This window comes from Psychrobacter sp. (assembly GCF_049295055.1).
Lineage (GTDB): Bacteria > Pseudomonadota > Gammaproteobacteria > Pseudomonadales > Moraxellaceae > Psychrobacter.
This window is the reverse complement of sequence record NZ_JBAQQF010000023.1, coordinates 13,867-37,091: the sequence shown is the minus strand read 5'-3', so window position 1 is coordinate 37,091 and position 23,225 is coordinate 13,867. Positions and strand designations below refer to the sequence as shown.

The following is a 23,225-nucleotide window of genomic DNA, read 5'->3' as shown; positions in this document are numbered from 1 at the left end:
AAAAAGCCAAACGTTATTATCGCGTTTGGCTTTTTTATTTTAGCTCAATGTTGGATAGATAGTTGACTGATTAATAACCAAATGACTATTCTTGTTCCTCAAGCTGTGCCATCACCGCATCTGAGAAGTTCACATTGCTATAAACCTCTTGTACGTCATCGATATCTTCTAACATATCAATCATTTTCATCACTTTTAGGGCATCATCGATATTATCGATTTCAGCGCTGGTAGACGGTGCCATGGTCACTTCAGCATTGTCAGATACTAAGCCTGCCGCATTTAAGGCATCTTTGACTTGTCCAAAGCTCTCCCATTCGGTAATGACAAGCAACTGCTCACCATCATTTTCAATATCAATGGCGCCTGCATCTAACGCGACCAGCATGACATCATCTTCTAAGCCTATATCATTAAAGATAATTTCACCGCGCTTGTTAAATAGATAAGCAACTGAACCTGTCGTCCCAAGATTGCCTTCGTTTTTGGTAAAGGCATGACGTACTTCACTGACCGTTCGGTTTAGATTGTCAGTCAAAGTTTCGACCAATACAGCGACGCCGCCGATACCATAGCCTTCGTAGCTGACTTCATCCATATTGTCATTGTCATCGCCGCCGGTACCGCGAGCTACTGCACGATTGATGGTATCTCGAGTCATATTGACTGATAGTGCTTTTTCAATAACAGCTCGCAGACGTGGATTCTTATCAGGGTCGGGGTCACCTTGCTTGGCAGCAGAAACAATTTCGCGAATAATTTTGGTAAATACTTTCCCTTTTACCGCATCCTGACGGGCTTTACGGTGTTTGATATTTGCCCATTTTGAATGGCCTGCCATATGACTTCCTTAAGTGTTGCGAGTTATGTATGGTACGGATAAAAAAGTTATTGATAAAAACGTTTTGTACCTGATGAGATATTTTTATTATATGACTTATATAATTGAGCTGTAAGTCCAAGGTAATCGATCTATCGGTAAGTTAACAATTTGTATGTTGTTAATAGCGCTTTTTTGCTACACTGCTATTTTCTAGCTATTGACCAACTATCGATTATTGCGATAGCGGTCGATAGCAATAATTTTTCCAATATTATAAACCACTTTAGCGCATTTTGACCAACTTGGCTTATTCATGCCAACCTAAATCGTTCGATTTTTCTATCCACTGATCCTGTGACTTTATTGACTCTATGAAGCAACCAAATACCGAAGCCATTACTCATTTGCGTAACCGCATTCATATCATTATTGAAGGCACAGATACTCGTTTGGGTAAGCTGTTTGATATCGTACTGTTGTTTGCGATTTTAGCCAGCGTGGCTGTCGTGATGCTTGATAGCGTACTCTATATGCGTTTGCAATATGGAACACTATTTCGCTATGCAGAATGGTTTTTTACCATTTTGTTTACGGTCGAATACAGTCTAAGGTTGTTTTCAGCGCCCAATCGGTTTCGCTATGCATTTAGTTTTTTTGGGGTAGTCGATCTATTGTCGGTACTACCAAGCTACTTAAGCCTACTATTTGGCGGTGCACAGTATCTATTGGTTATTCGCATACTACGCATCTTACGTGTATTTCGCGTACTCAAACTCGAAGTATATATGCAACAAGCAGGTTTTTTGGCTTCTGCGCTTAGAACCAGTCAGCAAAAAATTACGGTCTTTTTCTTATCATTGGTCTTATTGGTGACCATCTTTGGCTCGATTATCTACGTTGTAGAAGGGCCAGAGAACGGATTCACCAGTATTCCAGTGTCTATTTATTGGGCAGTTGTGACGGTAACCACAACCGGCTATGGCGATATGTCACCCAAAACACCAATCGGGCAAGCGATTGCATCCATGGTGATGATAGCGGGTTATTCTATTATTGCCGTACCGACAGGTATTTTCACTGCTGAGCTGGCTCGTAATATGCGTCCGCAGTTGAATCCTATAGCCTGCCCAAACTGTGGTAAATTTGGTCATGCAGTTGCCGCAGATTTTTGTGATCGCTGTGGCCATGCACTGCACGTATAGTAAGCACTAAAATTTACTCTAGCATTTTGCAATGATCTGAATTTTTACTGGTCAGCATCTAGAATTCTATATATTCCTTAACTAGCGGCGACAAATCTATTGTCACCCCTAGGTTGACTAGATTCCAATACTGACCAGAGATCGTACGATCTAGCATCATTGTGGTTGCTGATGGCTGGAACTGACCAAAATATTTCAGAGAGGTGCGCATTTGTGCGATAGCCTCATGATGGGTCTGACTGCTCGCAAAATCAAAAGCGCCGTCTTGATACGGTTTTATAGACATGGGTTTAAGGCCAATCTCTAGCCACTTTTCGTAAAACTCGCCAGGCACGATTTTATTATCATCACGGCGAATATCTAGGGCAATTAAGTCCTGCTCAAGTGCGGTCACATCACCCTTTAGAGCATGCTTAGCAAAGCGACGGAATAGCTTCACTTCACTGTCACTATAGCTACGAATACCACCGAAATCGTATGCCACAACACTACCATCAGCGCGAAAAGCAAAGTTACCTGGGTGCGGATCACAGTGCATTCGGTATAATCCAAACAGCTGTCCTGCACTAAAATGGAACAGTCGCGCTGCAATTTTCTGTTTAATCTCATTATCCCATGTCGCTGCGACGGTCAGAGTCTCGCCCATCTCTTCAGTCAAGGTCAAAATCCGCTTAGAAGAATGACTGCTGATAACTTTAGGAATAATGAGACCTGTATCTTCTGCATGAAAGGCACCAAATACTCGTAGGTTATGCGCCTCTTTAATATAGTCCAGCTCATCATGTAAACTTTGGCGAATCTCATTAAACAGCTGTTCTTGCAACTGCTTACTCATATTTAGCACACCAGCAATTTTTAGCGCCATACGTACTTGCTTAAGATCGCTATCACAGTTTTCATCGACATCAGGGTACTGCACTTTTACGACGACTCTTTGCCCAGATGGTAAAACTGCTCTATGCACTTGTCCAATAGAGGCGGCGGCAAATGGTGTTTCTTCAAACTCATTAAATAACTCGCTAACAGGCGCTTTGAGCTCACGTTCTATTTGTGCACGTATCTGCGCATACGGCATAGGCGGCGCATCTTTTTGTAGTTTTTCTAAAGCATTTGCAACTTCTGGCGGAAAAACATCTTTATATTGTGAGGCAATTTGTCCCACTTTCATGACAGCACCTTTCATTTCGCCGAGAGTTTCAGCAATTTGAATACCGACGTCTTGCATCAATTCTGAGCGTGCTTGTAGACGTTTTTCTTCATCACTTGAGAGATGTCTTAATGAGTTTTTAGCTGCTTTGCCGGCAATGCTTGCTGTCATACCAGCAAGTTTCATAAAACGTTTTCCGGACGATTTTGCCATTCATATCACCATATATTGGATTGTTTGCTCAGCCATAATTCTATTATTTTAATCAGGCAATTGCTGTTTGACTAGTGTGCTAAAGCTAACGTTGTTTTGCTTAAATCATTATGGTTTTTATTATTGATATTTATATAAATATGAACCATAAAATCTTAATCATTGATTGTTATGGAATAAGTATTGGTTAACCAATAATCTAGCGCCATTTGGTAACCTAGATGCCCGAGACCACAAATAACACCGACGGCCACATCACTGAAATAAGAATGCTGGCGGAAAGATTCACGGGCATGAACGTTAGATAAGTGAACTTCTATAAATGGCTTTTGTGTCGCTAAGAGCGCATCGCGTATCGCGACAGAAGTATGAGTAAAGGCGGCAGGATTGATAATTATCGCATCGACTTGAGCGCTGGCGTCTGCTAATAATCCATGATGCTGAATCTCATCGACAAGTTTACCTTCGTGATTTGATTGTATGCAAATCAGTTCTACACCATGCGCTGCTGCGCGCTCGATTAAGGACTTTTCGATATCTGCAAGGGTGGTATGACCGTAAATATCAGGCTCACGTTTACCCAATAAGTTCAGATTAACGCCATTAATCAACAGTAACTTATACTTTAATTGATGCGTCAATGTCATACCGGTCTTGTTATGAGAAGGTTTTGCCGTTTTTATTGATGGAGAAGGGGTGGTCATAATAATCTCTATGGCGATCAAGTGGCTGCTGAAAGTGGTTAACAAGTAATACAGAATTTTATAAGTGATAGTCAAATAGAATGGTCGTATAACAAAAGATTTGGCTATCGTCTAGCACCTATCTAGAATACTAGCCTAAGCTTAATATTCTAGCCTTTATCCCTTTATGATAACAGCTTGCCAGTGACGTTATAAAAAAATTACATCAAAAGTTAACCTAACTGCCAAAAATCGTGTTAAAAGTCTTTGTGTTGCTAAAAACCCGTGTTATGATATTTTTTAGGCAATAAATATTACATGTTTGTTGCTCATTCTAATTTGGCTAATGATTAATGCTTTTTCACTAAAGTAATTTTATTTTTTTGCCAAAGACTAGAAGTGGGGAATTTACTATACGCTAAATAATAAAGGTCAGTATAAAACTTTTATATTTCGCTAATGGTCGATGAAGTAGGACTCTTAAATTTTGATTTCATAATCTTAGTACCCGTTTATATGCAATGTTGCAAAGGAATTTGGGACTAAGTAAACTTTTTAGGAAGTAATATTATGTCAGCTCGTGAGCAAGGTATCGTTAAGTGGTTTAATGACTCAAAAGGCTTTGGTTTCATTCAACGTGATAGCGGAGAAGATATTTTTGTGCATTTCCGCGCGATCCAAGGTGATGGTTATCGCTCTCTTAAAGATGGCGAAAAGGTTGAGTTCAGTGTTGTAGAAGGCGATAAAGGCCTGCAAGCTGAAGAAGTCAGAAAAGTAGAAGAGTAATCGCTAGAGTCATTATCGCAGTTTAGCTATAATGGCTGTACAAACTACTGATATACTACTGAGTCAAGCCGGTTTGGTCTTACTTATGTTGAGTTTAATGCAGCATATTTGGTAAGGTTAGACATGAGGCTTGGCTTTTTTATGCTTATAGTTTTACAGCATTTTGCCTGACGATTGCTATTGGTTGATGGCTATCGTTTAGCAGAGGCAGTTAAGCCTTATAATAAGCCATTTATTTATTGATGATATACAAGCGATTCATACAAAAGGATATTTTTTTGAGTAACTTTACGACGTTCACGGATTTGCCACTCTCAGCAGCGACTTTACGTGCAGTAAGCGATTTGGGCTTTACTGAACTGACACCTATTCAAGCACAGATACTACCGCATACTCTAGCAAATCAAGATGCTATAGGGCAGGCACAAACGGGTACTGGCAAGACGGCAACGTTTTTACTGACCATAATGGAGGCGTTACTTAAGCGTCCTTTTGCGACTGATGAAGAGCGTTATTTAGGTGAGCCGCGAGCAGTCGTTATGGCGCCAACCCGTGAGCTTGCTCAGCAAATATTTGATGACTGTATCGCTTTGACTAAATACACCTCCTTACATAGCGTTTGTATAATGGGTGGTACCAATTATGAGACCCAGCAGCATGAGATTGAGCGTCAATATCTCGATATTTTGGTTGCAACGCCTGGTCGTCTGATTGATTTGATGAATAAAGGTATGGTATATCTTGATCGTGTCGAAGTACTGGTATTAGACGAAGCAGATCGTATGCTGGATATGGGGTTTATCCCAGATATCAAACGTTTAGTCGGTCGCATGCCGCCGAATACGGATCGTCAAAGCCTGTTATTTTCTGCAACCTTTAACCAAGATGTGATGAATTTGGCTTATCGCTGGTTACATGAACCAGCGTTTGTCGAAATTGAGCCTGAGCATAAGACTAGTGAGTTGGTAGACCAACATTTTTACTTGCTAACAGAAGATCAAAAACTAGAAGCTTTAGAGCGTATCATCACTGATACCGCAGTAGAGAAAGTGATTGTCTTTGCTAATCGTAAAGATCAAGTAAAACGTCTTTATCATAAGCTACGCCAAGGGCATAAAATCGTCATGCTGTCGGGCGATGTGATTCAACAGAAACGTGAAAAATATTTACAGCGTTTCAAAGACGGTCACGCATCTATTTTGGTCGCGACCGATGTAGCAGGACGCGGTATTCATGTCGATGATGTTAGTCATGTGATTAACTATACGTTGCCGGATCAGCCAGATGATTATGTACACCGTATTGGTCGTACAGGGCGTGCTGGGCAAACAGGTATTAGTATTAGCTTTGTGAGTGAAGATGATGCTTTCAATATACCTGCATTAGAGAAGCACTTGGATACTAAGTTTAGTCTTGAGCAGTGGCAGCAGTAGCAAGTCATTAGCTAGTAAGTATCAAAAAAGCCCTCAACAAATCGTTGAGGGCTTTTTTTTGGTGACATGATTTTTTGCTCTGATGATAATAAATTAACTACTGAGTGTCTTCCACAGTCGCTGAATTGTCATCCATATTATGCATGCTGTGATCCATTTGGCTCATATCGTGACGAGTGGGGTCATCTGCGTCAGAAATCATAGCAGAAGAACTACTATGATCCATTTGTGCATGACTACCTGCACCATTAGCACCACTACCCATATCATGACCACCATGCATATTCATCATGATCATAGGAACGAAAACGACAGCTAAGCCAGATAATACCATAATAGCGCCATTAAGCTGTCTTAAGCGAAAACGTCCAATTTTGTCACGCAACCAGCCGACGGTTTCGTGGGTGGCAACCAGCATTGGTACTGTTCCTAAGCCAAAAACAAACATCAGCGCCGCACCACTTAACGGGTTGTGAGCGACTACTGCGATAAGTAGGGCGCCATATACCAATCCACAAGGCAAAAAGCCCCATAGAAGACCTGCAGATAATGCCCGCGGGAAGGTGTTTAGTGGAAATACTTTTTGGCGTACAGGGCTAAGATATTGCCAAAAGCGCATACCAAAACGCTCAAGCTTATTTAAAAATGGTGCGCCAAGCATCGTCACGCCTACAAATACCAGTACCAAACCCAATAAAATACGCGGTAGACTGTTACCTTTCATTAAAGGCTCTAATAAGGTTGTGCCAATAAGTCCTGCGACTAAGCCCAAAAATGCATAGCTGGTTAGACGACCTAAATGATAGGTCGCAACCAATGCACGACGCTTAGCTGGGCTGACGTCTTTCATAGATAGACCAAATGCGGTCACTAGTCCGCCACACATACCTAAGCAATGCGGTGAACCAAAAAAACCCATTAACAATGCAGCAACCAGTAAAGCTGTGGTCATGGGAAGATTCTCCTAAAAATGGTAAAAAGCGCACCGACTTATCTTTATCGTATATAGCGAAAAAATAAGTAGATAACGCATCTGTAAGATAGCCCAAGGCTATATTTTTGAGTTTTTATCTGTATCAGAAGGAGCGGTTGATTCTATATCAGCGTTATTTATTTCATCAACTTTGTTAGTTACTGCTGTATGAGAGTCTTGTTGAATAAGCTCTGTACGCTCATGAGCTTGTATGGTTTGCCGACGCTCTTGGCGATCATCCAAGATAATACGCTGTGATGCGTTGTCTAAATCTTCAAATTGGTTCGATTTTACGGCATAGCGTACGGCCCAAATCGCCACCACAAAGAGCATGAGACTTAATGGAATTAATAAAAATATACTGAGCATGGTAAATCTCTTTATTGCAGTTTCTTTCATTATTATACACTTAATGCAAGTGTGGTGGATAATCTGTAGTGATAAAAGTAAGCGCGCGAAAAGTAAGTGCGCGAAAAGTAAGTGCGCGAAAAGTTATGAGATATCATTTGCTCAAAATAGTATCAACATCTATTCATCAGCTGCTTTTGCTACCTTACCTCTTGGTGTCATGAGCTGCTGTGAAGTCACGTCTTTAGCTTGGCGGCAGTTGGCTTGTGGGCGTAGCACATCACGTAGATAAGCGGCAATTTCATAAACTGCGCGCCGTGAGTGACTCAAGTTTTGCGCCGGTTCCATCCAATCACGCCTGACTGGCAAAGGGGCATTAATCGCAGTGCTATTGATACCATTTAACGCAAACTGTCTGCGGGCACGGGCCATATGGTAGCGATCGGTAATCAGGTAAACATGATAGAGGGGGATGCGTTTAGCAGTAAAGCGTGCATTTTCGCAGGTATTCATGCTCGCATTTTCGCTGATTAATCCATCGATGCCATGTTCGATCAGCCATTGACCAAGCCAAGGCGCTTCAGCACCGCTTAGTACGATGGGGAGTGGCAGATCATGGTAGGCAGTTGCCGCAGTACGGGCACGATTGAGACTATAGCTATTTAGAATAATTTGGTTGTTGTGGTCGTTGGTCAGACCGCCACCTAGCACAACATACGCAGTCGGCGGAGAGCTCATAGCGGCAGATGACATATGTGGTAAGGGCAAATGGGTCAGTATATAAACAACGGCTTGGGAAAATAGGGGAGTAAATAAACTAATAAGTACTAGAATAACTGCCGTTGAGCCTAGCAAAAATGTGGCGTTGATAATCCGGAACAGCTTGATCATACGCTCAGCTGAACGCAAATAATGTCGCCATAGACGATTAGACCATGACTGTTTAGACCTCATGCTCGTCATACCCAATAGAGCCATCAGCATTTACCCACACCGGCTCACGCGATAATTGTATCGTAAAATTTTGATATACGACATCGGCGATATAACGCTGGGCGGCTGCCACATCATCTTGGGTTGCTTGATAGGGGGCGTGATTGGTCAGCACTAAGGCTTGCTGCTGATGGGTGATAATAGGTGCTATACCGCCACCTTTTAGACTCGCTTGTTCAATAAGCCAACCAGCAGCGACTTTCATCTTCGCTTCAGGCATTGCATAGCCAACAATAGCAGGATAGCGCGCTTGCAGCGCTGTAAATTGCGCTTGAGGAATAATGGGATTCTGAAAAAAACTGCCGCAATTTGGTAACTGTTTAGGATCAGGTAGCTTTTGCTGGCGGATATCAATAATGGCATGCATGACATCAGCTGGAGCAGGCTGTTTGCGACCTTGCTGCTTAGCATAACTTTGGGCGACGGTTTGTACATCGCCATAGCTGGCCAACACTTTTGTCGCATCCGTATGTAACCTAAAGCCTACACGGCTGATGAGCCAGGTATTTGGATGACGTTTAAATAGGCTGTCGCGATAGCCAAACTCGCAGTCTGCCGCTGTCAGTTGATGCCAAGTTTGGGTTGGCAAATGATAGGCGCGCACGTACTGTAAACTGTCCTCTAGCTGTACACCGTATGCACCGATATTTTGTACAGGCGCAGCACCAGTAAGGCCGGGTATTAGGGCAAGGTTTTCAAGTCCATACCAACCTTGAGCCACAGTATGCATGACCAAATCATGCCAGTTTTCACCTGCCATTACCTCTATATCAACGTAGCTATCCGTTTGCGCCGTCACATTGATGCCGCGCATCTGTGGTTGCAATACGGTAGCATTTAGCTGCGCTGGTAATAACACATTGCTGCCGCCAGAGAGTACGAATAATGGCTGTCTATGCTCAACATCTTCTACATAGTTTGCCATAAAAGTATCAAGCTGCGCCTCATCGGTCAATGTCACAACAGTATCCGCAATACACGCCAGAGCCATAGTATTGCTATGGGACAAATCTATTAGTTGACGGCATGAAAAAATCGCTAGATCATTAATTGATAGGGCATTTTTAGTACTGTAATTAAGGCGTGAAGCTGAGGTCATAACATAGCCTATATGGCAAATAAACAAAAAATCATGCGGTGTTTATTATAAAGGATGCGGCCTACAAAAGTAGCATAAATATAGGCTATATCGCTAGCAAGTTTTCCAGCTTTCAATCCAAGCTTGTGCGCTTGATTCAATACGTTCAATCACTTCTTCGAACGCATCGGCATCCCCTGTATAAGGATCTGGCACGTCATCGCCGCCATAGGTAGGATCTTCTTCACTGAATAGCGCCAGCTTGGCTAAGTTAGCTTCGGTATCTGCAATACCGTCTTTGATTACTTGCAAGTCCGCTAAGTTTTGCGCATCCATGGCCAAAATCAAATCAAAATTGTGAAAGTCATCAACACTGACTTGGCGTCCGACCAGTTTGCTGATGTTATAACCATGAGCTTTAGCATGACGTTGCGCGCGTTCATCGGGTGCATGACCAATATGCCAATCCCCAGTGCCTGCTGAATCTACCTTCATTGATAGCCCTGCAATCGCTGCTTGCTGACGGAAGATCTCTTCAGCAGTTGGTGAACGGCAAATGTTCCCCAAGCAAACCAATAATACAGACGATGGAGTACAGGTTTTCATCAGCATAATATGACCTTTTATCACAACTTATAATAACGAAAAAACATGCTATCAAAACCAATGTTAGAAGTGTGGTTTATCAGCATGCTATCGAGTAAATTAACTGGCTATAGCGTAACGGTTAATGCCTTGAATGGCAAGGGCAGAGGATAAACAAAAGAGTCAGCAGTTCATATTTAGCCACTGATACTTTTGTTGATGTTATTAATGGATTTAATCTTGATTACTTTTAAAACGCTGTAAATCTCGGCGCTCTTTTTTATTGGGTTTATTATCGGGTCGAGCAAGGTTAGCAAGTTTGCGCTGCTCGGCGTAATAAGCACGGCGCTCTTCACTTTCATCAGTCTCTGAATAAAGCACTTCAGCAGCGCTAGCATTACCACGTTGTGCTGTTAGCGCTTCAACGACCACCGTCTTTTCAGTCATGGCAGTCGCTGAGCCTTGCCGAATGCTCAGTTCATCTCCGACCGCAATCTCTTTGCTGGTCTTTACGCGGCTACCGGCATAATGTACGCGTCCGCTTTCAATAGCTTCTTTAGCAAGGGTACGAGTACGATAAAAGCGCGCTGCCCATAGCCATTTATCGAGACGCATACGCACTGCACCCGGTTGGCTATGGCTGGGCTGATTGTGGTTTTTGTTATGTTTACTCATCAAAACCTCATAGCTATCAATAACGTAAGATAATAATGGTGGCTTTTTTGCTAATTAAAAGGGTGCTTGGTTATTATGATGAGCAACTTTTACAGCCATAGCTGCAGCATCACTCGTATTTAACTGCTCCAAGCCGTTTATGACACCTGTGATATTTTCTGCTGTTTTGTTTTGGCTTAATTTAAATTGGGCTTGGATGGAGTCTATGGTGAGTCTAAAACCAATAATACCTCGGCACATGGCATCGATATAAGCTGCGGGCGCATCCTCTAGTGACCAAGGGTTATCTGAAACAACCTCTTGCTGCGCCGTCATAGTTTCTAATATCCACTTAAGCTCATCTGTATCTTCGATCAACTCTATCTTAGATTGAATATGTACACTTTGATAGTTCCAAGTGGGCACTTCTTTGTGGGTCTGTGCTTTGCTAGGATACCAATTGGGGCTGATATAGTGCCCTGTATCTTGAAAAATAATGAGCCAAGAAGTATTTGGTAAAACGTCCAAATAAATAGAATTTTTACGACCGAAATGACCATAAAGGCAGCCGTGCCCAGAATTATCATTATGCCAAAATAGCGGTATATGACAGGCTTCAATGCCATTATTGGTTTGAGCAATCATAGTAGCTAGAGGGTTAGCGGCTATAAAATCAAGGATGTTTTCAAGGTTTTCTTCGACAAAAATTGAAGGGATGTGCATCGCATTCTCTATATCAAACTTTTAAAATTATAAAATTAATAAGCGATCAATTCTAAAACAGTAGGTCGCTCTTAAGGTAATAGTTTAAAACTATTTACACCACTGTTGTTCGCAGGGTATGCCATCATTGTTACCATCCATTTTTGTATTAGGGCAATTTTTTAGAAAGTAAGTCGCTTCGGCACATGAGGTCATTTGTGAGCAATGCTTTCGCCCATCACAGGAAAAGCTTGGCGCTGCTGGCTGTGTGTTGATAACTGAATTTACTACTGGGTTCACTGGCGCGACTGCAACTGAAATTGAATCTGGTTCTGAACCTGAATCAACGTAAGTTGGTGGTATATCATCAAAGTCAGCAGATGTAAAAGCAGAGTCGGTTAAATTGCCAGTTGAATTATCCGTCGCAACAGTAGTTGTAGATTCTCTTATCGAATTTTTAGGTTGAAGGATTTTATAACCGACAAGTGCCAAAATAAGCAACACTATAACAATCAATACTTTTTTCATCACTGCTTAATACCTATTAATAATTGCTATTCATTTATCAATATAGTCGATCCACTATTAAATAAATACAGCGCTACTGAAATAAATTTTACGCAGCCTCTGTCTGCGCAGGCACAGCAAGCAAGTAAAATTTACACCAGTAGCGCCTGATAATAGTTGTACTTTTTTTATTTAGAACTGACTATGGAAGTTTTTTGATAAATTAAAAAGCTGTCATGATAAATAGATACATAATAATTTGCGCCTATTCTTCCTACTTCAAAAACAACTGATAACCAATATTGTCATTGAGCATGGTACAGTCATAACCAATATCGAGAAGGGCATCTTGCAGCTGACGAGAGTTGCTCTCAGAAGCTTGTAGGCCGACTAATACACGACCTTCGGCAGCACCATGGTTGCGATAATGGAAAAGGGTGATATTAAAATCGTCGCCCAATTTTTCTAAGAATGTCAGCAAGGCACCTGGACGTTCTGGAAAAGTAACCTTTAATAATTGCTCATTTTCAACATGGGCATGACCGCCAATCAAATGACGAATATGCGATTTGGCGATATCGTCATCAGTTAAATCATGTGCTAGATAACCATCAGCGGCCAATTGATCACTAATGGTTTGTCGTTCTTTATCACCTTCTTTTAGTGCGATACCTACAAAGATTGCTGCAGGATCCATGGAATCTGGCGATTTCTTGCTATCGGCACGGTAGTTAAACTCAGTAATATTACGTCCGTGTAGGCTACGACAGAAGTTTAAGAACGCCCCAGTCTGCTCAGGGATAGTTACCCCAAAGATGGCTTCTTTTTTCTCACCAATCTCAGTACGCTCAGCGATATAACGCAAGCGGTCAAAGTTCATATTGGCACCGCAGATAATGGCGACGCAATTTTTGCCTTGTATGTTATTGGCCTCGATATATTTTTTCATACCAGCAACTGGTAACGCGCCAGCAGGCTCAACGATACTACGATTCTCTTCAAAGATATCTTTGACGGCAGCACAAACTTCATCATTGCTACAAGTGACGACTTCAGGCTCGACCACTGGACCTGATTTATCGCTCTTTTGCATACGAACGATATCAAAAGGTAATTCACCAATTTGGGCGACTGCCACTCCATCGACGAACAGCCCGACTTGTTCGAGTTTCACACGCTCATTTGCTTCGAGTGCCGCTTTTAGACAGGCTGATTGTTCAGCTTCTATGGCGATAACTTTGACGTGCGGGGCAACTTCACCTAAAAACGCCGCGACGCCTGAGATAAGACCGCCACCGCCGACCGCAACGAAAACATAATCCATATTACGCCACTGCTGGGTCAGCTCAAGTCCGATAGTACCTTGTCCGGCGATAACCAATTCGTCATCATAAGGGGGGATGAAGGTTAAGCCTTCATTCTCAGCACGATTGATTGCATAACGGTTGGCCTCATCGAAGCTATCGCCATACAAATCGACATTGCCACCAAGCGCTCTAACGGCATCTACTTTGATATCGGGTGTGGTGGTTGGCATAACGATGATGTTATTAAGTGCGAGCTTACGGGCAGAGTAGGCAACCCCTTGTGCATGATTACCTGCCGATGCGCAAATAACGCCACGCGCTTTTTGTTCATCGCTCAATTGGCTAATACGGTTATAAGCACCGCGTAATTTAAAGGATTTGACCGGTTGTAGGTCTTCACGTTTAAAACGAATGTCATTGTCAAAACGCTGGGTCAGCTTGGGTGCCGCTTCAAGTGGTGTTTGAATAGCAACGTCATAGACGGTGGCTTGCAAGATGGCTCGTACCCAGTGTGACAGCATAATGATTCCTAAATAAAGTGTGAATGAATATAAAAAGCGTAAATGGAGATAAATAGATGGCTATAAATCAGTCTAGATAAGTATAAAAACGAAATAGATTAGCCTATGCTGATTTTATCTATCTTGCAAGACACAATTGCAGCTTTTAATGCAGTAATGAATGTTATCCGCTCATTCATCAGCTAAGTCATCATAAATATCTACCAATACAAAGTATAAATTAAGATTGATATATCGAATGGCTATTACGCTAACATCCATCAAAAGCATCGGTTATAATAGCCGCGCATTTTACCTCTTTTACCATTTATGTTTTTAAAACGATACGTCTATTCTGCCAAGGATTTATGATGAGTGATCAGCAAGCACAAAAGCAAGCCGCCGCCAAAGCCGCTCTACGCTATATCGAAGACGATATGATACTTGGCGTGGGAACAGGCAGCACAGTCAACTGTTTGATTGAGTTGTTGCCGACATTAAGGCTGGCTGGCGCGGTTGCTAGCTCGCAGGTCACGGAAGATAAGCTTCGTGCACTTGGTATTGAAATTGTTGATTTAAACTTCGCAGGTCAGCTTGATATCTATATAGATGGTGCTGATGAAGTAAACGAGCATTTACAATTAATTAAAGGTGGAGGCGGCGCGCTTACTCGTGAAAAAATTGTCGCTGCAGCATCCAATAAATTCATATGTATGGTCGATGAGAGTAAAAGCGTCAAAATACTGGGGCGTGAGTTTCCAGTACCGATAGAAGTGTTACCGCAAGCGCGCTCATATGTGGCACGGCAATTAGCACAGATGGGCGGCGAGCCGGTTTATCGTGAAGACTTTGTTACTGATTATGGCAATGTAATTTTAGATACTTATGACTTGGATGTGAGTAACCCAATAGCACTTGAGCAGCAATTAAACAATATCGTTGGCGTGGTTTGTAATGGTATTTTTGCTGCCAATCAAGCCGATGTGTTGTTAAAAGCTAGCAGTAATGGGGTTGAAGTGCTGACTCGTTAATAAATAAGTTATTGTAAACTAAAAAGGCAGCGCACAATTTATGTGCGCTGCCTTTTTTATGACTTTATAAACAGTTTATAACGGTATAAATAATAGACACACATCTTTATATAGCTTATAAAGATGTGTGTCTATTAAATGTATCGCTATAATTTTATTTTGTCTTTTAATAAAAACTCCATCAAAGCCTTTTGCGCATGTAAGCGGTTTTCAGCTTCATGCCATACGACAGAGCGCGGATCATCGAGCATATCATGGGAGATCTCTTCGCCGCGATGCGCAGGCAAGCAGTGCATGAATACCACTTCAGGATCGGCTTTATCGAGTAGCGATGGCGTGACTTGATAAGAGGCAAAACGACGCGCGCGCGTACTTTGCTCAGACTCTTGACCCATACTTGCCCACACATCAGTGACAATCAGATTAGAGTCTTTTGCCGCCTCTTGCACGTTTTCAACAATGCTAACGCAATGCGAAAAACGTTTCATCAGCTCAGGGTCAGGCTCGAAGCCATAAGGCGCAGCTACTCGTAGCTCAAAGCCAAACTGATTGGCCGCTTGCATGTAGGATGCGCACATATTATTGCCGTCCCCAACCCAAGTGACGATTTTATTTTCGATACTACCGCGATGCTCATAATAGGTCTGCATATCAGCAAGTAACTGGCAGGGATGGTATTCGTCGGTCAGCGCGTTGATAATAGGCACGCTAGAGTATTCAGCAAAGGTTTCAACTTTCTCATGTCCAAAGGTACGAATCATAATGATATCGACCATGCTAGAGATAACGCGTGCTGAATCTTCTAATGGCTCACCGCGACCAAGCTGAGTATCATTTGGCGACAAAAAGATAGCATTGCCACCAAATTGCCCCATGCCAGTCTCAAACGAGATACGCGTACGCGTTGATGATTTTTCAAATATCATACCAAGCGTACGACCGACAAAAGGCTGGTAAATCTCGCCTGCATGCTGCATCTTACGCAATTCACTGGCGCGTTTGATTAGGTTTTCTAGTTCTTGTTTGGTTAAATCAGATAAGGTCAAAAAATGGCGCAAGCTCATAGCAATCCTAGCAGTCGAACACAGTCAATGAAAAATGATAAGTTGTCAGCCAGTAATCATATCGCGTCAATTCATCAGTGCGCTTATACTGGAATAACAACAAACTTTTAGTATAGCGCAATTACTCTCAATGTAAATGTCCAATTTTGCGCTAATGAAAGGGTACTAATGCTAATTACTGAGACTGAGTAGTAAAATTAAAACCGTTAAGCTAATGTGCGCTCTGGACGAGTACTTAGTCTGCACAGCAACTCGTAACCAATCGTACCTGCATGTACTGCGACTTCATCAACATGTGGAACGCTACCCCAAAGTATCACTTTACTATTTATTGCCATATTCTTGGGTGTTGAGCTGATATCAATCACAATCATATCCATGGCGACCCTACCACGAACTGGGCACGGATAGCTTTGATTGGTTGTCGCATCGATGACAGAAACATAAGCATCCTTGCTAATGATACGTGGATAGCCATCTCCATAGCCGATACTGACCAAGGCAGTTCTGGTTTCTTCCAACGCAATCCAGTGGCTACCATAACCAATAGCGTCGCCCACTTTTATGGTTTGTAAAGCCATAATTTGTGCGCTAAAATCCATTGCTGGTTGCAAGTCTAACTCATGCGCACTTTGGTCAATGACAGGGGCGCTACCATATAACATAATGCCTGGACGCACCCAATCGTGATGATGCTCTGAGAAATTAACGATACCAGCAGAGTTGCACAATGACCCTTTAATATCAGGGCTAACAGTCTCTTGCAAGGTCTTAAGCATGTCATTAAAACGTTGAATTTGAATGGCGTTTAGTGGGTGGCTGTGGTCATCGGCATTGGCAAAGTGGGTGGCCAAAATCAGTTGATAACCAGCATCATGCAGCAATTTTGCGGCTGTCATAATAGTTTGTTCATTAAAACCTAAGCGATTCATACCGGTATTGTATTTAAGCCAAACCACCTGAGTTGCGCTATTAGCGGCTGGCCTATGTTCTAATGCCCACTCTAATTGCGGCGCATGGTGAATCACACAGCTAATATCATGTTCAATCGCTTGTAGCCATTCATCGGCAGTAAATGCACCTTCGATAAGACCAATCGTTTTATCCCAGCCCAACTGCCTTGCCTCTAGCGCCTCTCTCAACGTTGCTACGCCGATAGCATCAGCTTGTTGCAACGCTGGCAGGACAGCAGCGACGCCATGACCATAAGCATTGGCTTTTACCATGGCAAGTACTTTAGAGGTTGGTGCCAATTCTTTTACTCGATTGAGATTATGGGTGATGGCGGCAGGTTTAATAGTAATAGTGCGCATAATCGGCTTCTTTTTTAGCAAAGTTATGAATGAGTAAAGTGATAAAGCCAGTGACTTATCATGGGCTGATAACGCACTGGCTATTTTTATAAGTAATCGTTTATTGACGTTAGTCGCTCATAGTTGAGCATTGATTTTCTTTAATTTATTACTCATCATTCTCAAAACTGGCATTTTGATAGTATTCTGGCGTCAAATTGATAAAGCGGGTAAATTGTCCTTCAAAACCCAAACGTATGGTGCCGATAGGGCCGTTACGCTGCTTACCAATGATGATTTCAGCCACACCTTTGTGGTCTGTATTCTCATTATAAACCTCATCGCGGTAGATGAACATAATCAAATCTGCATCCTGCTCAATTGCACCAGATTCACGCAAATCCGACATAATAGGGCGCTTATTGGGACGATTTTCTAGACTACGGTTAAGCTGCGACAACGCAATAACGGGACATTCAAGCTCGCGTGCCAGCGCTTTAAGACTACGAGAGATCTCAGAGATTTCTCCAACACGGTTGGTATCAAGACCAGGAACTTTCATTAATTGTAGATAATCGACGATAATAGCGCCTAACTTTCCATCATGATTTTTGGCAATGCGGCGACAGCGCGAGCGTAGCTCGGAAGGGGGTAGAGCTGTACTGTCATCAATATAAAGATGCTTTGATTGTAGATGCTGAATGGCGTTCATCATTTTTGCCCATTCATCTTCATTCATTTGTCCAGAGCGCAGATGCGTCTGATTAATCGCGCCCCACGATGACAGCAAGCGCATGACGATAGATTCTGCTGGCATCTCCATCGAAAATACAACCACGGGTAAATCTTCATTAAATAAAATCCCTTCTGCCAAGTTCATGGCAAAGGTCGTTTTACCCATAGAAGGACGCGCAGCCACGATGACTAAGTCGCCTGCTTGCAAACCTTGGGTTTTATTGTTGAGCTCCACAAAGGGTGTTTGCAGACCAATCATGCCATCAGGGTTTGATTTAAGTTCTTGGATTTTATCAATGACATTGGTCAATACTGAGGTAATGCCAACGGGACCACGCTGCTCAGCACGTTTATTATGCTGCTCATTAATACTAAATATTTTTGCTTCAACGTTGTCTAAGATATCGCTGACCGTTTGATCCTTTGGATTATAAGCAAGTGTCAGCATGTCATTGCCAGTAGTAATGAGCTGACGTAGCGTAGAGAGCTCGCGTACGCGCTGAGCATAAGCAGTCAGGTTAAACAAGGTAGCAGGGCTTTGGCTCAAAATATCCGCCAAATAGCTGTCACCACCGGCGCTTTTAAGCAGTTTTTGTGCTTCTAACCAATCATGTACCATGACCGTATCATAAGGCTCGTTGACCGCTGCTAAATGGGCGATAGCATCAAAAATATACTGGTGTCGCCCAGCATAAAAGTCGTCCTTGGTGACAATATCTGCAATTTTGTCATATGCCTCTTCGATACTCATCAAAGACGCGAGCAATGCCTTTTCAATATCGATATTGTGCGGCGGTGTCTGATTGAGTAAGTCGTCGGTTTTTTCGGTATCTGCCATGAGTGCCTAATATCTTAAAAGTCAGTTTCAAAAGTTGGTATAAAAAATTATGTAATATAAGGATATAGCTAGATGCTGACATAGCAAATAAAACGCTACGCGCCGCTATAATAGAAGTATCAAAACATGACCTCAGTATCTGTTTGTAGATGCTACAATGAAAAGCGAAAGTTTAACACATAATACGATTTTTTCGGGCGCTATAAACAACTATCACTCCTAGATTGGGGTTGTAATAAGTAAAGAAATCATCTATATAATATGGATGTTAGTATTTATTTTTTTACCAAAAAATATAATAAAATTAACTGCTTACTATAAATATAAAGGTGCCGTTGTTATGAAGGATATGTCAGATATACAAAAAAAACTACCGTTATTGATTACTACTGGAGAGTCTGCTGGTATTGGTATGGACGTCGTACTGCTATTAGCACAACAAGGTAAGTTACAGGATTTTGCGCGACCTATCTGGGTAACTGCTGAAGCTGAAGCCATGCAAGCACGGGCTGATGAATTGGTCGCTGCTGGCGTATTAACCACTTGTCCCTCTTGGCAAACAATCACGGCACAAGTAAATGCTGATGATTTTGTAGAGCAAATTGCACAGCAGACAGCTGCTTCTAATAATAATGATGATAAATATACGTTTATTCTACTTGATATTCCTTGCGGTGCTCCTGTAGTCGCAGGTCATATTGATATTAATAATGCCATAATGGTTGCTCAGCAATTAGAGATTGCTCACCAGCTGGCGTCAAGTAATACGGTTGCTGCGATTGTAACGGGTCCACTACAAAAATCTGCGCTGATTGATGCAGGCATTAAACTGTTAGATGGCACTATGTTTAGCGGTCATACTGAGTTTTTTATGCAGCAAAGTGGCTGTGAAAAAGTCGTAATGATGCTCGCTAATGAAGCCATGAAAGTGGCACTGGTTACGACGCATTTAGCATTAAAAGATGTGCCTGCCGCTATTACCAAAGATAATGTGCGCCAAACGGTACAAATTGTTATCGATGATATGCGGGAGAAGTTTGGTTTAACGCAGCCACGTATCTTGGTTTGTGGTCTCAATCCGCATGCAGGCGAGGGTGGGCATTTAGGTACTGAAGAAATTGATATTATTAATCCAGTATTACAAGAGTTTATAAAAGCAGGCGTAAATATCTCTGAGGCGATGCCTGCTGATACGCTATTCACCCCAAGGCATTTGGCGAATTGTGATGCAGTGATTGCCATGTATCACGACCAAGGACTGCCAGTGCTTAAATCGCACGGCTTTGGCGATACGGTGAATCTTACCTTAGGATTACCTTATATTCGAACATCAGTCGATCATGGCACCGCGCTTGATTTAGCAGGACGCGGCGGTGCGAGTGCTACTAGTTTGTATCAAGCATTGATTATGGCAAACGAGATGGCAGATAAATCGCTTATTAATAGACCTCTTATATAAGGATGCATTAGCAAAATTTGTAACGCAGTATTGGGTAACTTTAATGTCAGCAATCCCTATTTATAAATCGTCAAACATGCCCTGATATAAGTGGTTCCATTATAGCGGTCTATTTGAGTGGTTTATTAGTAGGTTTAGAGGTTAAAATAAGTGGTTCCTTTGGGATATATTCAAAAAATTCTAAGAGTTAATAAGAAGATTATACGTCAGCAAGAAGCCATTATTGACTAGACTAATGAGTTTTGATTTTAAAGGGTAATAATAAATCTTGATCTATAAAGTTATCTCAAACAAGCATTTGCGTATGGCATTGGTATTTTTGCTAATTCAGCAAATGATTATTGCTTCATCAACGTATTTTATTGCTCGACTTGCTCAAAGTCTGACCGAAGACACTATTTCAATTTTATATATGGTGCCATTTGCCATCTCTTTAGTAGTCGTTTATGTGCCTGCCTATTTTTGTGTGATCAATACGGAGCGCGCCAAATATGACGCTCATAAGCTGTACAACGATGATTTTAATACTGTGTTTTTAGGCAATACCTATTTGTTATCTAGCGCCGAGTTACAGAGCACAGCAACAGCGACGCTCGCCCAAGAAAGCAACTACACCCTTGAGACCGTCATTGATAGTATTTTCGACATTTCAGCTTTGGTACTGAACGTCTTATTTAACGTGTTGGTCATCGCTTGGTTTTTGGATGGTAGCTTACTGCTTGGTTATGCAGTAGGCATTACTTTTGCTTTCATGTTTGTACATTTTAGACGACACGCTCTAAAAACGGCTGCCAAAACAGACCAACAAACGCGGCTAGGCTTGACGGCTAAACTTTTTGACAGTTGGGATAATGTTGTTATTTTTAATAAGCATAATTACACGCTTTATAACAATATTATTCAAAAAAGCTTCGCGATAGCCAAAAATAATAGCGTTAAATTCACCTCGATACAGCACATTAATTCAAGCCTAGGCATGATCATACTGATGCTACCTGTCTTTGTAGTCACTGCTTTTATTTTTAATAAACATTGGCACGATGCTGCAACGATAGCAGTATTGATTGCCACGCTGCCAAGACAAATTCAGCTATTGCAAATGTGCTATGAATTGGTTGGCTACCATACTAATATTGGCGTTATTAAAACAATGCTAGAGGGTGTTTTGGAGGTTTTACGACCTAACGCTGTCGATTTAGATACCTACATTCAAGCAGACCAAATACGTGTGAAGCAAACAGGAGAGATTTTTGATTCAACACAGTTGCCCACGCAAGGTAGGATAACCTTAGGTGGTGATAATGGTGTTGGTAAATCATGTATGTTACTTAAACTAAAAAACCACTACCAAGAACAGGCATATTATCTACCTGCCAAGCACAATTTGTATTTTAATTATAAAACGGACCAAACGCATCAAGGATCAACAGGACAACAACTTATCAAACAAATCCAAGAAATTAGAGTGAACGACCAAAGTACGATTGTTATGCTTGATGAATGGGATGCACATTTGGATAAAAAGAATACTCAAATCATAGATCAATATATTGATGATCTTGCTCAGACTAGGCTTGTCATAGAGGTTAGACATTGAGTTAAAAAGATATTAATCTTATCGATAGGTACACAATGAAGCACACCGTGACTAGCTCAATGAGTTAAAACATGGATAACATTAATTTATAGCCAAAGATTCAAGTCTTCACTAGGGTACCGTATATAACCAACATTATAGAAAATAGTTTAAGAACAAAAAAGAACTGTGTCGGTTGCGCTAAGGTATGGGTGGTTTACTAATAAAATATCTCAAAAATACAGTGCAATTATGAGCTGTGTTATAATTTGCCATTATAGAACCCGCATATTGCTGCCGTTAATTTAACACCCATTTATTTTTCATCTATTAAGACCTTTTTATGTCCAAAATTTCGTTTGATGCTCAGTCTATTACTAACAGCCTACGCGCTGCCAAGCACCAACCGCGTAAGCGCTTTGGTCAAAACTTCTTACATGACCGTAGTGTTATCCGTGAGATTGTCGAGAGCATTCGCCTAGAGCGCGATGATAATTTAATCGAGATTGGGCCGGGTATGGGTGCTTTGACTGAGCCGCTATTGGCTGAAGTGGATGCAATGACGGTGATCGAGCTCGATCGTGATTTGGCAGATAGCCTGCGCATTCGTATCGGTGCCAACAGCCATCCAAACTTTACGATTATCAAAAACAATGCCATGCATGTCGATTATCGTAAGCTGTATAGCGAAGAACGCGGCAAGCTGCGCGTAGTGGGTAATCTGCCATATAACATTTCTACGCCTATCTTATTTCATCTGCTCAGCTATGCCGATGTGATTCAAGACATGCACTTTATGTTGCAAAAAGAGGTGGTCGAGCGTATCACCGCTGATGTCGGTAGCAAGACTTATGGTCGTTTGTCTGTCATCATGCAATATCACTGCGATACAGATTATCTGCTGACCGTACCCCGCGGTGCATTCAATCCGCCGCCAAAAGTGACCAGCGCTGTCTTTAGACTGACGCCGCATATTACTAAGCCGGTCGTAGCAGAAGATGAGGAATATTTTGCCATTGTGGTGCGCGAAACCTTTAATCATCGCCGTAAAACGTTACGCGCTATATTTAAGAAGTCGACCTTGTTACCGACGTTGAGCGAAGAGGATTTTGCAGCGTGTAGCATCGACCCACAAGCCCGCCCTGAAACGCTAAGCGTGAAAGATTTTGTGAACTTAAGCAATCAGGCGAGCAAGGTAGAGGTTTAAGTTATTAAGATATCTACCTCTAGAAGTTATTGCTAACTTTAGCTGATATCGCTTGCCTATCATAATTGCTAATTTCTGTCACAAATAAT

At 41.9% G+C, this 23,225-nt stretch carries 22 protein-coding genes; 7 read left to right on the top strand and 15 right to left on the bottom strand.

The window, feature by feature from the left end; all coding sequences use genetic code 11:
* Positions 1-85: 85 nt before the first annotated feature.
* Complete coding sequence (locus WAZ74_RS03260; RefSeq protein WP_422305758.1) at positions 86-841, bottom strand: YebC/PmpR family DNA-binding transcriptional regulator; 756 nt, start codon at positions 839-841, stop codon at positions 86-88.
* Between the two features lie 353 nt (positions 842-1,194).
* Here WAZ74_RS03260 and WAZ74_RS03255 point away from each other — a divergent pair, with 353 nt between their 5' ends.
* Positions 1,195-2,025 (top strand): ion transporter, encoded by an 831-nt coding sequence (locus WAZ74_RS03255; protein WP_422305756.1) that lies wholly within the window; start codon positions 1,195-1,197, stop codon positions 2,023-2,025.
* 58 nt (positions 2,026-2,083) lie between these two features.
* On the opposite strand, the gene WAZ74_RS03250 is transcribed toward WAZ74_RS03255, so the two are convergent.
* Together WAZ74_RS03250 and aroQ are read right to left on the bottom strand one after the other, a co-directional pair.
* Positions 2,084-3,385, bottom strand: a complete 1,302-nt coding sequence (locus WAZ74_RS03250) for an ABC1 kinase family protein (protein ID WP_422305754.1) — start codon at positions 3,383-3,385, stop codon at positions 2,084-2,086.
* Positions 3,386-3,540: 155 nt separating this feature from the next.
* Positions 3,541-4,032, bottom strand: a complete 492-nt coding sequence (gene aroQ / locus WAZ74_RS03245) for a type II 3-dehydroquinate dehydratase (protein WP_422305774.1) — start codon at positions 4,030-4,032, stop codon at positions 3,541-3,543.
* 606 nt (positions 4,033-4,638) lie between these two features.
* Here aroQ and WAZ74_RS03240 point away from each other — a divergent pair.
* Together WAZ74_RS03240 and WAZ74_RS03235 are read left to right on the top strand one after the other, a co-directional pair.
* Complete coding sequence (locus WAZ74_RS03240; protein WP_011513806.1) at positions 4,639-4,854, top strand: cold-shock protein; 216 nt, start codon at positions 4,639-4,641, stop codon at positions 4,852-4,854.
* 242 nt (positions 4,855-5,096) lie between these two features.
* Positions 5,097-6,287 carry a DEAD/DEAH box helicase gene (locus tag WAZ74_RS03235; protein WP_422305744.1) on the top strand — a complete coding sequence of 397 codons (1,191 nt, stop codon included), beginning with the start codon at positions 5,097-5,099 and terminating at the stop codon, positions 6,285-6,287.
* Between the two features lie 97 nt (positions 6,288-6,384).
* Here WAZ74_RS03235 and WAZ74_RS03230 read toward each other — a convergent pair whose 3' ends face one another.
* From WAZ74_RS03230 to ilvA, 9 genes are all read right to left on the bottom strand, one after another.
* Positions 6,385-7,239, bottom strand: a complete 855-nt coding sequence (locus WAZ74_RS03230; protein WP_422305742.1) for a sulfite exporter TauE/SafE family protein — start codon at positions 7,237-7,239, stop codon at positions 6,385-6,387.
* A gap of 99 nt (positions 7,240-7,338) precedes the next feature.
* Positions 7,339-7,629, bottom strand: a complete 291-nt coding sequence (gene ccoS / locus WAZ74_RS03225; protein WP_422305740.1) for a cbb3-type cytochrome oxidase assembly protein CcoS — start codon at positions 7,627-7,629, stop codon at positions 7,339-7,341.
* Between the two features lie 159 nt (positions 7,630-7,788).
* Positions 7,789-8,562, bottom strand: coding sequence for a YdcF family protein (locus WAZ74_RS03220; protein WP_422305738.1), 774 nt, complete (start codon positions 8,560-8,562; stop codon positions 7,789-7,791).
* Positions 8,552-9,592, bottom strand: coding sequence for a UDP-N-acetylmuramate dehydrogenase (gene murB / locus WAZ74_RS03215; protein WP_422305772.1), 1,041 nt, complete (start codon positions 9,590-9,592; stop codon positions 8,552-8,554). Before murB ends, WAZ74_RS03220 begins: the two co-directional genes overlap by 11 nt.
* 201 nt (positions 9,593-9,793) lie before the next feature.
* Positions 9,794-10,291, bottom strand: coding sequence for a low molecular weight protein-tyrosine-phosphatase (locus WAZ74_RS03210; RefSeq protein ID WP_422305736.1), 498 nt, complete (start codon positions 10,289-10,291; stop codon positions 9,794-9,796).
* A 207-nt stretch (positions 10,292-10,498) separates the two neighbouring features.
* Positions 10,499-10,939: an RNA-binding S4 domain-containing protein gene (locus tag WAZ74_RS03205; RefSeq protein WP_422305734.1), complete on the bottom strand. Its 441-nt coding sequence runs from the start codon at positions 10,937-10,939 to the stop codon at positions 10,499-10,501.
* Between the two features lie 54 nt (positions 10,940-10,993).
* The gene (locus tag WAZ74_RS03200) at positions 10,994-11,641 is read right to left on the bottom strand and encodes an FMN-binding negative transcriptional regulator (RefSeq protein ID WP_422305732.1); all 648 of its coding nucleotides are present in this window, start codon (positions 11,639-11,641) and stop codon (positions 10,994-10,996) included.
* A gap of 90 nt (positions 11,642-11,731) precedes the next feature.
* The gene (locus tag WAZ74_RS03195) at positions 11,732-12,148 is read right to left on the bottom strand and encodes an excalibur calcium-binding domain-containing protein (protein ID WP_422305730.1); all 417 of its coding nucleotides are present in this window, start codon (positions 12,146-12,148) and stop codon (positions 11,732-11,734) included.
* A 253-nt stretch (positions 12,149-12,401) separates the two neighbouring features.
* Positions 12,402-13,955 carry a threonine ammonia-lyase, biosynthetic gene (gene ilvA, locus WAZ74_RS03190; protein ID WP_422305728.1) on the bottom strand — a complete coding sequence of 518 codons (1,554 nt, stop codon included), beginning with the start codon at positions 13,953-13,955 and terminating at the stop codon, positions 12,402-12,404.
* Positions 13,956-14,305: 350 nt separating this feature from the next.
* On the opposite strand from ilvA, the gene rpiA reads away from it, so the two are divergent.
* On the top strand, positions 14,306-14,965 hold the full coding sequence (gene rpiA, locus WAZ74_RS03185) for a ribose-5-phosphate isomerase RpiA (protein ID WP_422305726.1): 660 nt from the start codon (positions 14,306-14,308) through the stop codon (positions 14,963-14,965).
* A 146-nt stretch (positions 14,966-15,111) separates the two neighbouring features.
* Here rpiA and argF read toward each other — a convergent pair whose 3' ends face one another.
* The 3 genes from argF to dnaB all read right to left on the bottom strand — a co-directional run bounded on the left by argF (position 15,112) and on the right by dnaB (position 18,894).
* On the bottom strand, positions 15,112-16,029 hold the full coding sequence (gene argF, locus WAZ74_RS03180) for an ornithine carbamoyltransferase (RefSeq protein WP_422305724.1): 918 nt from the start codon (positions 16,027-16,029) through the stop codon (positions 15,112-15,114).
* A gap of 206 nt (positions 16,030-16,235) precedes the next feature.
* A complete protein-coding gene (gene alr / locus WAZ74_RS03175) occupies positions 16,236-17,342 on the bottom strand; it encodes an alanine racemase (RefSeq protein ID WP_422305722.1) in 1,107 nt (368 codons plus the stop codon).
* Between the two features lie 148 nt (positions 17,343-17,490).
* Positions 17,491-18,894 carry a replicative DNA helicase gene (dnaB, locus tag WAZ74_RS03170; protein WP_079691662.1) on the bottom strand — a complete coding sequence of 468 codons (1,404 nt, stop codon included), beginning with the start codon at positions 18,892-18,894 and terminating at the stop codon, positions 17,491-17,493.
* 340 nt (positions 18,895-19,234) lie between these two features.
* Between dnaB and pdxA the strand changes: the two genes are divergently transcribed.
* The 3 genes from pdxA to rsmA all read left to right on the top strand — a co-directional run bounded on the left by pdxA (position 19,235) and on the right by rsmA (position 23,136).
* The gene (pdxA, locus tag WAZ74_RS03165; RefSeq protein WP_422305718.1) at positions 19,235-20,353 is read left to right on the top strand and encodes a 4-hydroxythreonine-4-phosphate dehydrogenase PdxA; all 1,119 of its coding nucleotides are present in this window, start codon (positions 19,235-19,237) and stop codon (positions 20,351-20,353) included.
* Between the two features lie 304 nt (positions 20,354-20,657).
* Positions 20,658-21,950, top strand: a complete 1,293-nt coding sequence (locus WAZ74_RS03160; RefSeq protein ID WP_422305715.1) for an ABC transporter ATP-binding protein — start codon at positions 20,658-20,660, stop codon at positions 21,948-21,950.
* Between the two features lie 322 nt (positions 21,951-22,272).
* Positions 22,273-23,136 (top strand): 16S rRNA (adenine(1518)-N(6)/adenine(1519)-N(6))-dimethyltransferase RsmA, encoded by an 864-nt coding sequence (gene rsmA / locus WAZ74_RS03155; RefSeq protein ID WP_422305713.1) that lies wholly within the window; start codon positions 22,273-22,275, stop codon positions 23,134-23,136.
* Positions 23,137-23,225: the final 89 nt, after the last annotated feature.

Coding starts and splice junctions, on each gene's coding strand:
- WAZ74_RS03255 (WP_422305756.1), top strand. CDS start 1,195: ATGAAGCAACCAAATACCGAAGCCATTACTCATTTGCGTAACCGCATT.
- ccoS (WP_422305740.1), bottom strand. CDS start 7,629: ATGCTCAGTATATTTTTATTAATTCCATTAAGTCTCATGCTCTTTGTG.
- pdxA (WP_422305718.1), top strand. CDS start 19,235: ATGAAGGATATGTCAGATATACAAAAAAAACTACCGTTATTGATTACT.
- rsmA (WP_422305713.1), top strand. CDS start 22,273: ATGTCCAAAATTTCGTTTGATGCTCAGTCTATTACTAACAGCCTACGC.
- WAZ74_RS03195 (WP_422305730.1), bottom strand. CDS start 12,148: ATGAAAAAAGTATTGATTGTTATAGTGTTGCTTATTTTGGCACTTGTC.
- alr (WP_422305722.1), bottom strand. CDS start 17,342: ATGCGCACTATTACTATTAAACCTGCCGCCATCACCCATAATCTCAAT.
- WAZ74_RS03235 (WP_422305744.1), top strand. CDS start 5,097: ATGATATACAAGCGATTCATACAAAAGGATATTTTTTTGAGTAACTTT.
- WAZ74_RS03160 (WP_422305715.1), top strand. CDS start 20,658: ATGGCATTGGTATTTTTGCTAATTCAGCAAATGATTATTGCTTCATCA.
- WAZ74_RS03260 (WP_422305758.1), bottom strand. CDS start 841: ATGGCAGGCCATTCAAAATGGGCAAATATCAAACACCGTAAAGCCCGT.
- argF (WP_422305724.1), bottom strand. CDS start 16,029: ATGAGCTTGCGCCATTTTTTGACCTTATCTGATTTAACCAAACAAGAA.
- WAZ74_RS03205 (WP_422305734.1), bottom strand. CDS start 10,939: ATGAGTAAACATAACAAAAACCACAATCAGCCCAGCCATAGCCAACCG.
- WAZ74_RS03200 (WP_422305732.1), bottom strand. CDS start 11,641: ATGCACATCCCTTCAATTTTTGTCGAAGAAAACCTTGAAAACATCCTT.
- WAZ74_RS03230 (WP_422305742.1), bottom strand. CDS start 7,239: ATGACCACAGCTTTACTGGTTGCTGCATTGTTAATGGGTTTTTTTGGT.
- ilvA (WP_422305728.1), bottom strand. CDS start 13,955: ATGCTGTCACACTGGGTACGAGCCATCTTGCAAGCCACCGTCTATGAC.
- WAZ74_RS03210 (WP_422305736.1), bottom strand. CDS start 10,291: ATGCTGATGAAAACCTGTACTCCATCGTCTGTATTATTGGTTTGCTTG.
- WAZ74_RS03250 (WP_422305754.1), bottom strand. CDS start 3,385: ATGGCAAAATCGTCCGGAAAACGTTTTATGAAACTTGCTGGTATGACA.
- dnaB (WP_079691662.1), bottom strand. CDS start 18,894: ATGGCAGATACCGAAAAAACCGACGACTTACTCAATCAGACACCGCCG.
- aroQ (WP_422305774.1), bottom strand. CDS start 4,032: ATGACATTGACGCATCAATTAAAGTATAAGTTACTGTTGATTAATGGC.
- WAZ74_RS03220 (WP_422305738.1), bottom strand. CDS start 8,562: ATGAGGTCTAAACAGTCATGGTCTAATCGTCTATGGCGACATTATTTG.
- murB (WP_422305772.1), bottom strand. CDS start 9,592: ATGGCTCTGGCGTGTATTGCGGATACTGTTGTGACATTGACCGATGAG.
- WAZ74_RS03240 (WP_011513806.1), top strand. CDS start 4,639: ATGTCAGCTCGTGAGCAAGGTATCGTTAAGTGGTTTAATGACTCAAAA.
- rpiA (WP_422305726.1), top strand. CDS start 14,306: ATGAGTGATCAGCAAGCACAAAAGCAAGCCGCCGCCAAAGCCGCTCTA.